Here is a 13,632-nt window from a genome sequence, read left to right as displayed (position 1 = left end):
CAGGAACGATTCCACCGGCTCTGTCGGATCGCCTTTGCCGAGCGGGTCGGAACCGTGTCCGAAAGGGGGATCGTGCGGCAGGGCTCGTACGTACCGCCGACCCGGGGTACGAAAGAGTGGCGCATGCCGCTGTATTTCCCGATATTTCGTATATGGGGCGCGGAGGAAAAGCCATGTCTCAAGGATCGAAGCCCAGCATGTCCGCGATGCTCGGCAGTGATGGGTCGGAGCCCTTGTAAGGACGGCTGTGCTCGCCCATCAGGCCCCGAAGTGTGCCGACATATGGCGAGTACTTCACATATAGAGGATCATGTCAATGTTGATCGTCAAATGTGAGGATTGGCTTGCTTGACGACCTTTCCAGAATGCGTTTACCGTCTGCGAGACGAGCAGCTCTGCTCGGACAGAGACGTCTCGAGTTCTGCTGTTGGGGGGAGGGCTCCCGATGTATGTGCTCACTGAGGGCGTCGAGCTCAGCCATGCGGATCTGGCGTTGCTGGCGGAGCTTGCCAAGGGAGTCACGGTTGACCGGGTGGGCAGACGACTGGATATCAGCGGGCGCACGGTACGCCGGAGACTACGGGGTATCTGCGACCGCATCGGAGTCGCCACCGCGATCGAGGCCGTGGCCTGGGCCGCCCGCCGTCAGCTCATCTGACCGCGCCGCCGGGCCGGAGGTTCAGTCGGCGATGCGTACGGCGCCCGCGAACGGACGGCGAGCGATGGACGCGATGCGCACGACGTCGCCGGTCTGCGGCGCGTGGACCATCATGCCGCCACCGATGTAGATGCCGACGTGATGCAGGTCGCCGTAGAAGAAGACCAGATCGCCGGCGCGCAGCTCCTCCTTGGAGATGTGCCGGCCGGCCGTCCACTGATCGCCGGTGTAGTGCGGCAGTGAGATGCCCACCCGCTGGTAGGCCGCCATCACCAGGCCGGAGCAGTCGTACGAGCTCGGGCCCTCGGCGCCCCAGACGTAGGGCTTGAGCTGCTGCGTGAGCGCCCACCTGGCGGCTATGGCGGCCTTGTCGGCGCCGATGACCGGCAGGCTCACCTTCACGGCGCGGGTGCCAGGGCGGCCCGCCTCGCCGATCGCGCGCTTGAAGAGGCTGCTCTCGACCTTGGAGACCAGCTTGGTGATCTTGTCACGCTTGGTGTCGAGGCCGTCGACGATCTCCTGGACCTCGTCGATGCGCGTCTTGGCGCTGGTCCTGGCCCGCTCGGCGGCCTCCCTGGCCGCGGTCACCAGGTTGACCTCGGCGCCCTGCTGCTGTTCCAGCGCGTCGGTGGTGGCCGCCCGGTCGAGGAAGCTCTCGGGGTCGTCGGAGGAGGCGAACGCCAGGGAGTGGCCGAGGCCGCCGTTCATGTAGGCGTTCTGGGCCAGCAAGGCGGCCTTGGCGCGCTTGGTGGCGAGATCGGACTCGCTGGCGGCCAGCGTCTTCTGGGCCGACTCGACCGCCTTCTTGGCGGTCTTGAGCTTCTCCCGCTGGCCGTTGTACTGCTCGCTGAGCGTCTCGATCTGGGTGTGGAGCTCCTCGGCCTGCTTGGACAGGGCCTTCAGCGAGGGCTTGGGATCGGCGACGGCGGAGGCGACGGGGATGGCGAGCAGGAGGGTGGCGACGGTCGCCGCGATGACACCCAAGCGGGTGGAGGCTTTCCGGGATCCCGGAGGGCGGGCATGAGCGCCCGCCGGCTTCCCCTCGCGATTGCGGGTGTACTTCACCAACCAGCTCCTCTCATCGGCGCCTACCGGGTTAGCTGACGGGTTCGGGCCGGAGCAGCCCTACCGAACGAATCGCTCGGATTCACCCCAGGGTGGCGTCAGGATGAGCTCGCCACCGGCGGGTCCCCGGTTCTCCTCGCGGAGATTGGGCGCGTCTCCACGCTTGGCTCGCGCGGGTGACATCGTCGCTGGACACTAGTGCACTCCGCGTTCGTGCTCAACCAGAACTGCCAAGTCAGTAGAGGTTTCGCAACCGAAGGGTCACGAGAGGGTCTCGTGCTTGGCCGTACAGAACAGACTTTATGTCCTTTTTCCACCAAGTTCGCCAAGACATGGAAGCCTAGAAGCCAAGGGATCCCCCATCGTGATCGATCAACCACCAGATGTCATGAGATGGGGGAGAGGTCGCAGTTAGGGGGGAGCCGTAATCGGATCTGTACTCTGGAGACCCATGGAGCAGGTCGCCGAAGTGACAGTCCCGGACACGGAAACCGTCGTCCGGCGTGCCCGCACGCCGGATGTCAGGACGATAAGGCGCCTGGTCGACACCTATGCGGGCGCTGGACCACGGCTTCTGGAGAAGGCCACCGTCACCCTGTACGAGGACGTGCAGGAGTTCTGGATCGCCGAGCGCGGCGGCCAGGTGGTCGGTTGTGGCGCGCTGCATGTGCTTTGGGAGGATCTCGCGGAGATTCGCACGGTGGCCGTCAACCCGGAGTTCCGCGGCCTCGGAATCGGGCACCGGATCGTCTCCTCCTTGATCATGACCGCCCGAGAGCTCGGCCTGCGCCGGGTATTCTGTCTGACTTTTGAGGTCGATTTCTTCGCGAGGCATGGATTCCGCCCGGTTCAGGGCACTCCGGTCTCGCCAGAGGTCTACGCGGAGCTGCTGGCCTCGTACGACGAGGGTGTCGCCGAGTTCCTCGACTTGGAACACGTGAAGCCCAACACTCTGGGGAACACCCGCATGCTGCTCCACCTGACATCGGGTGACGCGGACCTTGACTAATGGGAAAGGTGATTGTTGATACCTATGTCGATACGTTGGGCAGCACAGGCATGTGTCCTGACACGTGCCACATGCGCACTCGAAGCGAGGTGACACGGTGAGCACCGGACAGCCGCCGTATCCACAGGACGAATCCGGCGAGAACTCTGCGCCTGGCGGGACTCCCGAATACGGACAGCACAACGCGGGCCGCCCCTATGGCGGGCCCGACCCGGATGCAACGATCGTTGGCTACCGGGCGGACGACGCCTATGGTCAGCAACCCAACTATGGGCAGCAGCAGCCGGGCTACGGCCAGCAGCCGCAGTACGGCCAGCAGCAGCAGCCGGGCTACGGCCAGCAGCCCGGTTACGGTCAGCAGCCGCAATATGGCCAGCAGCAGCCCCAGTACGGGCAGCAGCCCGGCTACGGCCAGCAACCTGAATACGGCCAGCAGCCCGGCTACGGGCAGCAGCAGGCCTCGGGCCAGCAGCCCGAGTACGGCCAGCCGGACTACGGTCAGCAGCCGCAGTCGCAGCCGGGCTACGGCCAGCAGCCCGGTTACGGGCAGCAGCAGCCGTCCCAGCCGGGTTATGGCCAGCAGCCGCAGTCGCAGCCCGGTTACGGCCAGCAGCCCGGCTATGGGCAGCAGCCCCCGTCGGGCCAGCAGCCTGGTTACGGTCAGCAGCCCGGCTACGGTCAGCAGCCTGGTTATGGGCAGCAGCCCCCGTCGGGTCAGCAGCCTGGTTACGGTCAGCAGCCCGGCTATGGCCAGCAGCAGCAGTCCCAGCCGGGATACGGTCAGCAGCCGCCGCAGTACGGTGGTCAGCCCGGATACGGGCAGCAGCAGCCCCAGTACGGCCAGCAGCCCGGTTACGGCGCCCAGCCGTACGGGATGCAGCCGCCCGGAGCCCCGGCCCCGCTCGCCGAGTGGTGGCAGCGGCTCGTGGCGAGGATCATCGACGGTGTCATCTTCGGCATCGTGTCCGGGGTGCTGGGCCTCATTCTCGCGGCCGTCCTGCTCAGCAGCTACAACTCCGTGACCGGTACGACGAGCGGCCTGCTGGGCCCGCTCGCCTACGGGATCGTGCAGACCATCATCATGACGGCGATATATGTCGCCTACGAATACTTCATGACCAAGATGAGCGGCCAGACGGTCGGCAAGCTGGTCATGGGTATCAAGATCGTGCCCATGGGCAACATGCTGCCGCCCGGCGGCCTGCCCAACGAGGTGGCGCTCAAGCGGGCCGCGGGCACCTGGGGCGGATACATCGCCGGCATCGTCCCGGTCGTCGGGACGCTGCTCGGTGGGATCGCCGTCGCGCTGAACGGCGCCTCCCAGCTCTGGGACAAGCCGCTGCAGCAGACGTTCGCCGACAAGTTCAGCGGCACCGTGGTAGTGAAGATCAAGTAGTCCTCGCGAGCGCGAAACAGAGGTCGGCCGGTGGCCGGCCTCTGTTTTGTGTGTGCGGGCCGTACCAAAATGGGTAGCGGTCGGTTCGCCGAAGGGTCGAGGTGGGTTATGACCGGGTCGCCGCCGTGGAGTGACGCGGTCCCAGCGGAATGGTGGGAACGGCTGGCCGCCCGGCTCATTGAAGCCCTCGTCTTCGGTGTCTTCTATTACATTCTGTTCGTTGCGCTCTGGGCGGCCTTTCGAACTGTCGGGTTGCTGGAGGCGTTCGACGGCCGGTTGCCCGGCGTGTTCGCGTGTCTGCTCGCCGGGCTGGGATATACGGTCTATGACTGGACCGCGCATTCCATGGGCGGCCGCACCTTCGGCAAGGCGATCATGAAGATTCGCCTGGAGCCCGGTGGCCTTCGGCGAGGCGCGCTGCTGAAACGGTCCCTGATCTATCCCGGAGCTGTCATGGTGATGGGCATTCCGGTGGTCAATGTGCTGGCCGGAATCTTCGTCTTCTGGGTCGGGATCCTCATCTTGATCGACAGGCCGCTGCAGCGCGGGCCGCACGACAGGCTCGCCGGAACACTGGTGACCAAAGATCTTCGTTGAGCCTTGGGTACCTGGGCCGATGCCTTTCCGTAAAATTTTCACTTGATCCGGTAAGGAGTCTGGAGAGACTGGCATTAGGCTATGAGACGTCCGGGTTGCCGGATGTTGGCGCTCTTGGCACACGGACAGCATCGGTGTACCACTATGGTCAGGTGCGGGCGGTTGTCCACCTGGTGTGGCATGAGGGGCGCTCATGCTGGGGCCGCTTGTGGATAAAGCGCCCATCGAAACCCCGGTCCGCTGTGGAGACGAGGACGAATGCAGGCCCTTACCGACGTATTGTCAGCCCTCATCCCACCCGTGGTCGTGGGCGGCGCCTTCATCTTTGGCGTAGTGAAGTTGGTCCGATCCGAGGCCGCTGGACGCCGTCCAAACCGCCAGGATCAGGCCGAGAACCACAACTGATCGGTGACTCAGCGGAATCCTTGTAGCGCTGAATTGTCTCAACGCCTTTCCGGGTATATGTTTGCCCTGGCGAATGAAACAATGCTCCGCGAAAGGATTGCGTAGATGGCCAAGCAGATCCAGGAGATTCTCATCGATGACCTCGATGGGGGCGAGGCCAATGAGACGGTCAGCTTCGCTATTGACGGCTCCTCCTATGAGATTGACCTGAGCGACCTTAACGCCAAGAAGCTGAGGGACGCGCTCACGCCTTTCGTACAGCACGCTCGTCGGTCCGGTGCCGTCACCACGCGTCGGCGCGGTCGCGGCGGACAGCGTGCGATGAGCCGCGAGAAGAGCTCGGAGATCCGGCAGTGGGCCAAGGCTCACGGTCTGCCGGTGAGCGAGCGTGGCCGAATCGCCTCCACCGTGGTGGAGAAGTACGAAGCAGCTCACTGAGAGAGTCATCTCCCGACCATGCGCTTATGCCGCTCGCCTAAGGACCCCGGCGAACGCCATAAGCGCATGATCATTTTATCGGCTCTTCTCAAATGCTGGACAGTTCGCGGGGCGATCTTCTAATCGCCCATATGTGATCATTTTGGGCTGATCGCTCGGTAGATTCCGGGCGGTTTTCCGTTCTGGTGCGTTCCAGCCCCGGGTGTGGGCTCCCCGGTGGCGCGACGGCCCGGGTTGGTAACCCGGCTGACCAGACGGGCGATTTCGCGGCCTCCGGGTGACGTACCACGATCGATTGGCGCGGAGCGCGCTTCCCTACATAGGATGTTTGCGTATGGCTCACTGATGTGGCATGGGCGATGCGCGGGCGAGCCCTCTCACCCGTGGCGGCCAGAAGCCGCTCCATGTTGATCTGCCGGCGCCGTGGCGACCAATTCCAGGTGCTTCGCCGAAGCTTCCCAAACATCGTTCGCTTGCGGCGTATCGGGAACACGTAACCCCCGATCGGTAGTTGGATAGAGGGTGAACGCCCTGCTCCCGGGGAACGTCTCTGCTATAGAGCGTGTCAGTGGCAGTGGGCACGGTTCGCCGAGCCAGGGCTAGCATGCGGGATGACGGGACCGGATTTACCGGCCTGACTGACCGCTCTGTGAGGAGCGACGAGATGTTCGAGAGGTTCACCGACCGAGCAAGGCGGGTTGTCGTCTTGGCCCAAGAAGAGGCCAGGATGCTCAACCACAACTACATCGGCACTGAGCACATTCTTCTTGGTTTGATCCATGAAGGTGAGGGCGTAGCCGCCAAGGCTCTGGAGAGCCTCGGCATCAGCCTTGAAGGAGTGCGTCAGCAGGTCGAGGAGATCATCGGCCAAGGCCAGTCGGCTCCGTCGGGGCACATTCCGTTCACCCCGCGGGCCAAGAAGGTTCTTGAGCTGTCGCTCCGTGAGGCCTTGCAGCTGGGTCACAACTACATCGGCACCGAGCACATCCTGCTCGGGCTCATCCGTGAGGGTGAGGGTGTGGCAGCCCAGGTGCTGGTCAAGCTTGGAGCCGATCTCAACCGTGTCAGGCAGCAGGTCATCCAGTTGCTCCACGGCTACCAGGGCAAGGAGCCGGCCGCAGCCGGCGGCCCGCAGGAGTCGGCCCCGTCGACCTCCCTGGTGCTCGATCAGTTCGGCCGTAACCTGACCCAGGCCGCCCGCGAGGGCAAGCTGGATCCGGTCATCGGCCGTGAGAAGGAGATCGAGCGGGTCATGCAGGTCCTCTCCCGGAGGACCAAGAACAACCCGGTGCTGATCGGCGAGCCCGGCGTCGGCAAGACCGCCGTCGTCGAGGGCCTGTCGCAGAAGATCGTCAGGGGCGAGGTGCCCGAGACGCTGAAGGACAAGCAGCTCTACACGCTTGACCTCGGCGCTCTGGTGGCGGGTTCCCGCTACCGCGGTGACTTCGAAGAGCGTCTGAAGAAGGTGCTCAAGGAGATCCGCACGCGCGGCGACATCATCCTGTTCATCGACGAGCTGCACACGCTCGTCGGCGCGGGCGCGGCCGAGGGCGCGATCGACGCGGCCAGCATCCTCAAGCCGATGCTGGCGCGTGGCGAGCTGCAGACCATCGGTGCCACGACCCTCGACGAATACCGCAAATACCTGGAGAAGGACGCCGCTCTGGAGCGGCGCTTCCAGCCGATCCAGGTGGCCGAGCCCTCGCTCAGCCACACGATCGAGATCCTCAAGGGTCTGCGCGACCGCTATGAGGCGCACCACCGGGTGTCCATCACCGATGGCGCGCTGGTCGCGGCCGCGCAGCTGGCCGATCGCTACATCAGCGACCGCTACCTTCCCGACAAGGCGATCGACCTCATCGACGAGGCCGGTTCGCGGATGCGCATCCGCCGGATGACCGCTCCGCCGGACCTGCGCGAGTACGACGAGAAGATCGCCAACGTCCGCCGGGACAAGGAGTCCGCGATCGACGCGCAGGACTTCGAGAAGGCGGCGGCTCTCCGCGATCAGGAGAAGCAGCTCCAGCTCAAGCGCGAGCGGCGCGAGAAGGAGTGGAAGGCCGGCGACATGGACGTCGTGGCCGAGGTCACCGAGGAGCTCATCGCCGAGGTCCTGGCGACGGCCACCGGCATCCCGGTCTTCAAGCTGACCGAGGAGGAGTCGCAGCGCCTGCTCCGCATGGAGGACGAGCTGCACAAGCGGATCATCGGTCAGGACGACGCCATCAAGGGCCTGTCCCGGTCGATCCGGCGCACCCGCGCCGGGCTGAAGGACCCGCGCCGTCCCGGTGGCTCGTTCATCTTCGCCGGCCCGTCCGGCGTCGGTAAGACCGAGCTGTCCAAGGCGCTGGCGGAGTTCCTCTTCGGTGACGAAGACGCTCTGATCAGCCTGGACATGTCGGAGTTCATGGAGAAGCACACCGTCTCCAGGCTGTTCGGTTCGCCTCCCGGCTACGTCGGCTACGAGGAGGGCGGTCAGCTCACCGAGAAGGTGCGGCGCAAGCCGTTCTCCGTGGTCCTGTTCGACGAGATCGAGAAGGCCCACCCCGACATCTTCAACTCGCTGCTGCAGATCCTGGAAGACGGTCGCCTGACCGACGCCCAGGGCCGCGTGGTGGACTTCAAGAACACGGTCATCATCATGACCACCAACCTCGGCACCCGCGACATCTCCAAGGGCATCGGGGTCGGGTTCGCCAAGTCCAACGACGCCGACTCCAACTACGAGCGGATGAAGTCCAAGGTCCAGGAGGAGCTCAAGCAGCACTTCCGGCCCGAGTTCCTCAACCGTGTCGACGACATCGTGGTCTTCCACCAGCTGACGCCGGCGGAGATCATCCTGATCGTGGACCTGATGCTCGCTCAGGTCGACGCCCGGATGAAGGACCGCGACATGGGGCTCGACGTCTCGCAGGAGGCCAAGCAGCTGCTGGCCGACCGCGGTTACGACCCCGTCATGGGTGCCCGGCCGCTGCGCCGGACCATCCAGCGCGAGCTCGAAGACTCGCTGTCGGAGAAGATCCTGTACGGCGAGCTCCGTCCGGGCCAGATCGTCAAGGTCACGATCGAGGGCGAAGGCGACGACGCGAAGTTCATCTTCACCGGTGAGGACGCGGCGTCCAGCCAGGTTCCCGACTCGGCCGCGGCGATCGCGGCGCCGATCAAGAACTAACGGCGCCCGAGTTCGACCCAGCGACCCCCGTGTGAGAGATCACACGGGGGTTTCGTCGTTTCGTAGGCCGGTTGCTTAATTTGTTGGAAACCTGGGTGTACCGCCACCGGTAGTAGTACTACACTGCGTAGAGCATCGCCTGGCCTCCCCATGTCGTCCGCAAGACGGCGTTCCCAAGGGGAGGGCTGCTCCCTGGGGAGTACGCGCGAATCAACTCAGGGCGGACGCGTGCGCCACCCGGCAGCAGGCATGCTCGACAGAGTCCGCATCATCCCCAGGGCGGGCGACGGGAACGACCAGTGCAAGCCGTGGAGGATTCAATGCGTCTGCGTCACGATGACGGAACGCTGGTTCACCTCGCCTACAACGCAGGCGTACACCCCGCGGAAGACCTGGAGAACCTGATCGCCCACCTGACTCGCTACGCGGTGCCGGTGCGCAAGCGGCTCGGGGTCGAGCGGATGGGCGTCGGCCTGTGGCTCTCGCCCGCCGTGGCCGACCACCTCACGGCCGACCGCATCGAGCTCGTACGGCTGCGCAGGTCGCTGGAGGAGCGCGGCCTGGAGGTGGTGAGCCTCAACGGCACCGGCGGGCGCAACCTGGAGGTGCCAGGTCCCGACTGGGCCAAGCCGGAGCGCTACCGCTACACGATGGCGCTGGCCAAGATCCTGGCGTTCCTGCTGCCCGACGACGTACGGTTCGGCAGCATCTCCACCATCCCGATCGGCTGGCGCCACGACTGGCCCGCCGACCTGCACGCCATCGCCACCCGGCGGCTCGAACGGCTGGCCAGAGAGCTCCGTGGCATCTACAGCGTCACCGGCAAGACCATCCGCGTCGGCTTCGAGCCGTGGCCCGGCTGCGTGCTGGAGACGACCGAGCAGGCGCTGGAGCGGGTGTGCGGGATCGACTCCGACCACCTGGGCGTCTGCCTCGACGCCTGCCACCTGGCCTGCGGCGCCGAGGAGCCCGGTGCGGCACTGCGCGGCCTGGCCGCGGCGGGCGCTCCGGTGGTCAAGCTGGGGCACGTGCACAACCACACAGGGGATACGCCCAGTACCGGCGCGGTGCTGTACGACACGATGGCGGCGATGCTGTCGGGCGCGGTCAGCGGGAGCGCGCACATCGAGGTCGAGACGCACAACCTGGCGGTGCCGGGACGCGCCAAGGGGCCGGGGGCGCTGGTGTCCCTGCTCGCCGAACAGCTCGACTGGGCCCGCAACAGCCTGACCGGGCTGGGCCTGCAACTGGCCGCGTAACAGCCTGACCGCGGTTGGGTCTGCAACTGGCCGCGTAACAACCTGACCGCGATTGGGCCTGCAACTGGCCGCCTAACAACCTGACCGGGCTCGGCCTGCAACTGGCCGTGTAACAGCCTGACCGCGGTCGGGCCTGCATCCAGCCGCGTAACTCCCGGCCGCTACAGCGTCCCGAACCAGCCCGGCGTGTCCAGACGGAACAGGTCGGGCGGAGTTACCTTGCGAAGATCGGCCACCAGGGCCTGGACGCGCTCTTCGCCCAGTTCCCCGGCCCAGCGTTCGCGGAGGGTTTCGAAGATGCGGCCCGAGCGGACCAGGGCGTCGACGCCGTAGGGCGTCAGACGGACGATCTTACGTCGCGTGTCGTGGGGGTCCACGGTGCGCTCCACATAGCCGATGCGTTCCAGCACGTCGATCGTCTTGCCGGCCGCCTGCTTGGAGACGCCCAGCGTCCGGCCGAGGTCCACGGCGGTCGTGCTGCCCCGGCCGATCGCCTGCATGACGAAGCCGTGCATCGGCCGGATGTCGGGATGGCCCTGGCGGCCCAGCTCCGCGTGGAGCTCGTCGATGAGCACGCGGAAGCCGAGAAGGAGGCGGAGCGGAAGCTCGAAGCCGGGGATGTCGCTTGACACGATAGACAACCTGGTTCACTATATAGACAACTTTGTTGTCTATCTTAGGGGTTGCCGGGATGACTGTCATCCGTGATGCCGATGCGCGTCGATCAGAGACCGCCGGCGGGGTCATGACCACGTTCGCCTCGCCGAGCCAAGGGGGTGCGTCGCGGTCCCTGTGGCGGGTCGACGCCAAGCCCGGTGTGGCCGGGCCGTCGCACGACTTCGACAGCGAGCAGGTGTGGACGTGGCTGGCCGGGACGGCCACCGTCGAGCTGGGCGAGGAGACGTTCGGCGTCGGGCCGGGCGACACCGTCGTCATGCCCGCCCGCACGGTACGGCGCGTCACGGCCGGCGCCGAGGCCGGCTACACGGCCGTGGTGACGGCACCGGCCGGAGCCAGGGCACTCGCGGCCGACGGCTCTGACGCCTACGGTACGCCACCGTGGATCGCGTGACCCACCGCCCGTACGCCCGACCACAGACCGGCCACCAACGGCCGGTCACCCGCGAACCACAGGCCAGTCGCTAGCCGCGTTTTCCGCAAGTACCGCTTCATCACTGGCACCACGAGCGATCGTCACTCCCGCCCCTCTGAGGGCAACGGGCGATCGTCGCTTCCGTCCCGGGAAGGCCCGGCCGATCGTCATTCCCGTCCCGGGAAGGTCCGGGCGATCGTCGCTCCCGTCCCCGCAAGGCCCCGGGAGATCGCCGCCTCCGCTCCTCAGAAGGTCCCCAGCCGAAGTACGGCGGGGAGCGCGGAAACATGGGCCAGTCGTGATGACGTGCGGAAAACGGGACTAGTCGCGCTGCCCAGGACCCGCGCTGCCCAGGGCCCGTGGGCCGCCAACAAGCGCGGTCCGTGTGCCCTGGCCGGAGGCCGGTCATCAACCGTAGGTCGCCGACCGATTGTCAACCGCAAGCCGATCACCCATTGAGGAGAAACCGATGCCTGTTGTCCTTTCCGCCGGCTCCCGCCGGACCGAGACGCCCAACGCCGTCATGACCACCCTCGCCTCACCGACCCAGGGCGAGGCAGGGACGGCCATGTGGCGGGTGGACGCCGTACCGGGGATGGTGGGGCCGGTCCACGTCTTCGACGCCGAGTCCGTGTGGACGTGGCTGGCCGGGACGGCCACTGTGGAGCTGGGCGGCGAGCTGTTCACCGTGGGGCCCGGCGACACCATGGTGCTGCCCGCCGACGTGACCCGGCAGATGACGGCCGATCCACGCGACGGCTTCGCGGCGATCGTGGTCGCGTCTCCGGGAGTCGAGGCGTACAACCCGGACGGCGTGTCGGCCCTGGACGCCTGCGACCTGGCGCCAAAGGGCTCGGAGCGGACGGTCCCGCCCTGGGTCCGGTGAGCCGGCGGTCAGGAGTGGGGCAGGCGGTAGGTGCCGTCGTCGAGGTGTTCGGCCAGGCCGTCCGCGATCAGGCCGTCCAGGGCGCGCTCTCGTTGCACCGGATCGTCCCAGACCACGTCGAGCGCGGCCTTGGGCACCGGCCCGTGGGCCGCCCGCAGCACCGCCAGCAGGCGGCCCCGGCACTGGCGGTCGGTCCCCGCGTACGTCTGGCCCTTGCGGGCGGGCCCGTCATGCGGCGGCTTGCCGGCCAGGCGCCACGCGCACACCTGGGCGATCGGGCAGTCGGCGCAGCGTGGCGTGCGGGCCGTGCAGACCAGGGCGCCCAGCTCCATGACGGCCACGCCCCAGCGGGCGGCACCGAGCTCGGGCAGGAGCGTCTCGGCCAGCCGACGTTCGGCGGCGGAGGTGGCCGTCGGCGGATACTCCTCGGCCCGTACCGCCCTGGCGAACACCCGCCGGACGTTGGTGTCGAGGATCGCGTGCCGCCCGCCGTACGCGAAGCTGGCGACCGCGGCGGCGGTGTACTCGCCGATGCCGGGCAGGGCCAGCAGGGTCGCGTGGTCCGACGGCACCTCGCCGTCGTGCTCCTCGGTGATGGCCTTCGCGCACGCGTGCAGCCGCAACGCCCGGCGCGGGTAGCCGAGCCTGCCCCAGTGGCGTACGGCCTCGCCGGGGAGCTCGGCCGCCAGGGCCTTCGGGGTGGGCCAGCGGTTCATCCACTCGTGCCAGATGGGCAGGACGCGGACGACCGGGGTCTGCTGCAGCATGATCTCGCTGACGAGCACGCCCCACGGCGTCGCGTCGGCGGTACGCCACGGGAGGTCTCGGGCGTTGTCCTCGTACCACTCCAGAACGGGGACGTGTAGGAGGTTCGGCTCAACCACGCGCCCTAGGCTATGCCGAGATGGCGACCAGCGGCGTGTCGTCACACTCCGTGGCCAATGGATTACCATGCTGTGTGTATGGATCCGGATACGATGGGTGACGGCAGCGGCGACATCTACTGGCGACGGCGTATGAGCGTCCTGGTGGCGGTTCTCGTCGTGGTGGCGGTTGTCGCTTGGGCGTGTTCCAGCGGGGGGAGCGGGCCGCAGCGGCCCTCCAGCACGCAGAGCTCCGTGAGCGTCACCCCGACGGCGGCGGATCCGCTGCTCGCCGGTCTGCACACCATGACCGTGAGCACCGGCACCCCCTCGCCCACACCGAGCGCCGGCAAGACCACGACGGCGGCCCTGCCGCCCCAGCGGCCCGGCGATCCCTGCAGCGAGGGCGACCTGGTGCTCAGCATGCAGGGCAAGCAGGATGTCTACGCGCCAGGCGCCCAGCCCAACTTCCTCATCAGCCTGGTCAACACCGGCCCCGTCATGTGCTCCGCCGACGTGGGCCCGCGGTCCATGGAGGTCCGCATCACCTCCGGGGAGGACCGCATCTGGTCCAACTCCGACTGTGTCAGCGGCGAGGCCACCGAGCTCAGGCAGTTGCAGCGCGGGGTCCCCTTCGTGCGCTCGCTCGACTGGGACCGGCGCCGCTCCAGCAGCGACTGCCGCACCGACCCGCCGGCCGCCCTGCCGGGCACGTACGTGGCCGTGGTGCACATGGGCAAGCTCAGAAGCCCGATGGGCGTCTTCCACCTTCGCTGAGGAAGGCCGGCGGG

General features: G+C 67.0%; 13 protein-coding genes and 1 riboswitch. Of the genes, 10 read left to right on the top strand and 3 right to left on the bottom strand.

What is annotated here, in order from left to right; all coding sequences use genetic code 11:
- The first annotated feature begins 445 nt into the window (after window positions 1-445).
- Window positions 446-658 carry a LuxR C-terminal-related transcriptional regulator gene (locus AB0B91_RS18405; protein WP_214641953.1) on the top strand — a complete coding sequence of 71 codons (213 nt, stop codon included), beginning with the start codon at window positions 446-448 and terminating at the stop codon, window positions 656-658.
- Between the two features lie 21 nt (window positions 659-679).
- On the opposite strand, the gene AB0B91_RS18400 is transcribed toward AB0B91_RS18405, so the two are convergent.
- Window positions 680-1,723: an NlpC/P60 family protein gene (locus AB0B91_RS18400; RefSeq protein ID WP_358320493.1), complete on the bottom strand. Its 1,044-nt coding sequence runs from the start codon at window positions 1,721-1,723 to the stop codon at window positions 680-682.
- A 5-nt stretch (window positions 1,724-1,728) separates the two neighbouring features.
- Window positions 1,729-1,885: riboswitch (cyclic di-AMP (ydaO/yuaA leader) on the bottom strand.
- Window positions 1,886-2,174: 289 nt separating this feature from the next.
- On the opposite strand from AB0B91_RS18400, the gene AB0B91_RS18395 reads away from it, so the two are divergent.
- The 6 genes from AB0B91_RS18395 to AB0B91_RS18370 all read left to right on the top strand — a co-directional run bounded on the left by AB0B91_RS18395 (window position 2,175) and on the right by AB0B91_RS18370 (window position 9,999).
- Window positions 2,175-2,732 carry an amino-acid N-acetyltransferase gene (locus AB0B91_RS18395; RefSeq protein WP_358320489.1) on the top strand — a complete coding sequence of 186 codons (558 nt, stop codon included), beginning with the start codon at window positions 2,175-2,177 and terminating at the stop codon, window positions 2,730-2,732.
- A gap of 97 nt (window positions 2,733-2,829) precedes the next feature.
- On the top strand, window positions 2,830-4,128 hold the full coding sequence (locus AB0B91_RS18390) for an RDD family protein (RefSeq protein WP_358320486.1): 1,299 nt from the start codon (window positions 2,830-2,832) through the stop codon (window positions 4,126-4,128).
- Between the two features lie 108 nt (window positions 4,129-4,236).
- Window positions 4,237-4,725 carry an RDD family protein gene (locus tag AB0B91_RS18385; RefSeq protein WP_358320483.1) on the top strand — a complete coding sequence of 163 codons (489 nt, stop codon included), beginning with the start codon at window positions 4,237-4,239 and terminating at the stop codon, window positions 4,723-4,725.
- A 510-nt stretch (window positions 4,726-5,235) separates the two neighbouring features.
- A complete protein-coding gene (locus tag AB0B91_RS18380) occupies window positions 5,236-5,568 on the top strand; it encodes an Lsr2 family protein (protein WP_214641947.1) in 333 nt (110 codons plus the stop codon).
- A 664-nt stretch (window positions 5,569-6,232) separates the two neighbouring features.
- Window positions 6,233-8,740 (top strand): ATP-dependent Clp protease ATP-binding subunit, encoded by a 2,508-nt coding sequence (locus AB0B91_RS18375; RefSeq protein WP_358320480.1) that lies wholly within the window; start codon window positions 6,233-6,235, stop codon window positions 8,738-8,740.
- A gap of 320 nt (window positions 8,741-9,060) precedes the next feature.
- The gene (locus tag AB0B91_RS18370) at window positions 9,061-9,999 is read left to right on the top strand and encodes a TIM barrel protein (RefSeq protein WP_358320478.1); all 939 of its coding nucleotides are present in this window, start codon (window positions 9,061-9,063) and stop codon (window positions 9,997-9,999) included.
- Window positions 10,000-10,160: 161 nt separating this feature from the next.
- Here the strand turns inward: AB0B91_RS18370 and AB0B91_RS18365 are convergent, their stop codons facing one another.
- On the bottom strand, window positions 10,161-10,631 hold the full coding sequence (locus AB0B91_RS18365) for a MarR family winged helix-turn-helix transcriptional regulator (RefSeq protein ID WP_358320475.1): 471 nt from the start codon (window positions 10,629-10,631) through the stop codon (window positions 10,161-10,163).
- Between the two features lie 113 nt (window positions 10,632-10,744).
- On the opposite strand from AB0B91_RS18365, the gene AB0B91_RS18360 reads away from it, so the two are divergent.
- Both AB0B91_RS18360 and AB0B91_RS18355 read left to right on the top strand, forming a co-directional pair.
- On the top strand, window positions 10,745-11,071 hold the full coding sequence (locus AB0B91_RS18360; protein ID WP_358320473.1) for a cupin domain-containing protein: 327 nt from the start codon (window positions 10,745-10,747) through the stop codon (window positions 11,069-11,071).
- Window positions 11,072-11,561: 490 nt separating this feature from the next.
- Window positions 11,562-11,978 (top strand): cupin, encoded by a 417-nt coding sequence (locus AB0B91_RS18355; protein WP_358320470.1) that lies wholly within the window; start codon window positions 11,562-11,564, stop codon window positions 11,976-11,978.
- A gap of 8 nt (window positions 11,979-11,986) precedes the next feature.
- On the opposite strand, the gene AB0B91_RS18350 is transcribed toward AB0B91_RS18355, so the two are convergent.
- A complete protein-coding gene (locus AB0B91_RS18350; RefSeq protein WP_358320467.1) occupies window positions 11,987-12,862 on the bottom strand; it encodes an A/G-specific adenine glycosylase in 876 nt (291 codons plus the stop codon).
- Window positions 12,863-12,940: 78 nt separating this feature from the next.
- On the opposite strand from AB0B91_RS18350, the gene AB0B91_RS18345 reads away from it, so the two are divergent.
- Window positions 12,941-13,618 (top strand): hypothetical protein, encoded by a 678-nt coding sequence (locus AB0B91_RS18345; RefSeq protein WP_358320464.1) that lies wholly within the window; start codon window positions 12,941-12,943, stop codon window positions 13,616-13,618.
- Window positions 13,619-13,632: the final 14 nt, after the last annotated feature.

This window comes from Nonomuraea sp. NPDC049141 (assembly GCF_040648415.1).
Taxonomy (GTDB): domain Bacteria; phylum Actinomycetota; class Actinomycetes; order Streptosporangiales; family Streptosporangiaceae; genus Nonomuraea.
The sequence above is the reverse complement of the archived record's forward strand: the minus strand, read 5'-3'. Positions and strand labels throughout refer to the sequence as shown.

Coding starts and splice junctions, on each gene's coding strand:
- AB0B91_RS18405 (WP_214641953.1), top strand. CDS start 446: ATGTATGTGCTCACTGAGGGCGTCGAGCTCAGCCATGCGGATCTGGCG.
- AB0B91_RS18395 (WP_358320489.1), top strand. CDS start 2,175: ATGGAGCAGGTCGCCGAAGTGACAGTCCCGGACACGGAAACCGTCGTC.
- AB0B91_RS18385 (WP_358320483.1), top strand. CDS start 4,237: ATGACCGGGTCGCCGCCGTGGAGTGACGCGGTCCCAGCGGAATGGTGG.
- AB0B91_RS18380 (WP_214641947.1), top strand. CDS start 5,236: ATGGCCAAGCAGATCCAGGAGATTCTCATCGATGACCTCGATGGGGGC.
- AB0B91_RS18375 (WP_358320480.1), top strand. CDS start 6,233: ATGTTCGAGAGGTTCACCGACCGAGCAAGGCGGGTTGTCGTCTTGGCC.
- AB0B91_RS18370 (WP_358320478.1), top strand. CDS start 9,061: ATGCGTCTGCGTCACGATGACGGAACGCTGGTTCACCTCGCCTACAAC.
- AB0B91_RS18360 (WP_358320473.1), top strand. CDS start 10,745: ATGACCACGTTCGCCTCGCCGAGCCAAGGGGGTGCGTCGCGGTCCCTG.
- AB0B91_RS18355 (WP_358320470.1), top strand. CDS start 11,562: ATGCCTGTTGTCCTTTCCGCCGGCTCCCGCCGGACCGAGACGCCCAAC.
- AB0B91_RS18345 (WP_358320464.1), top strand. CDS start 12,941: ATGGATCCGGATACGATGGGTGACGGCAGCGGCGACATCTACTGGCGA.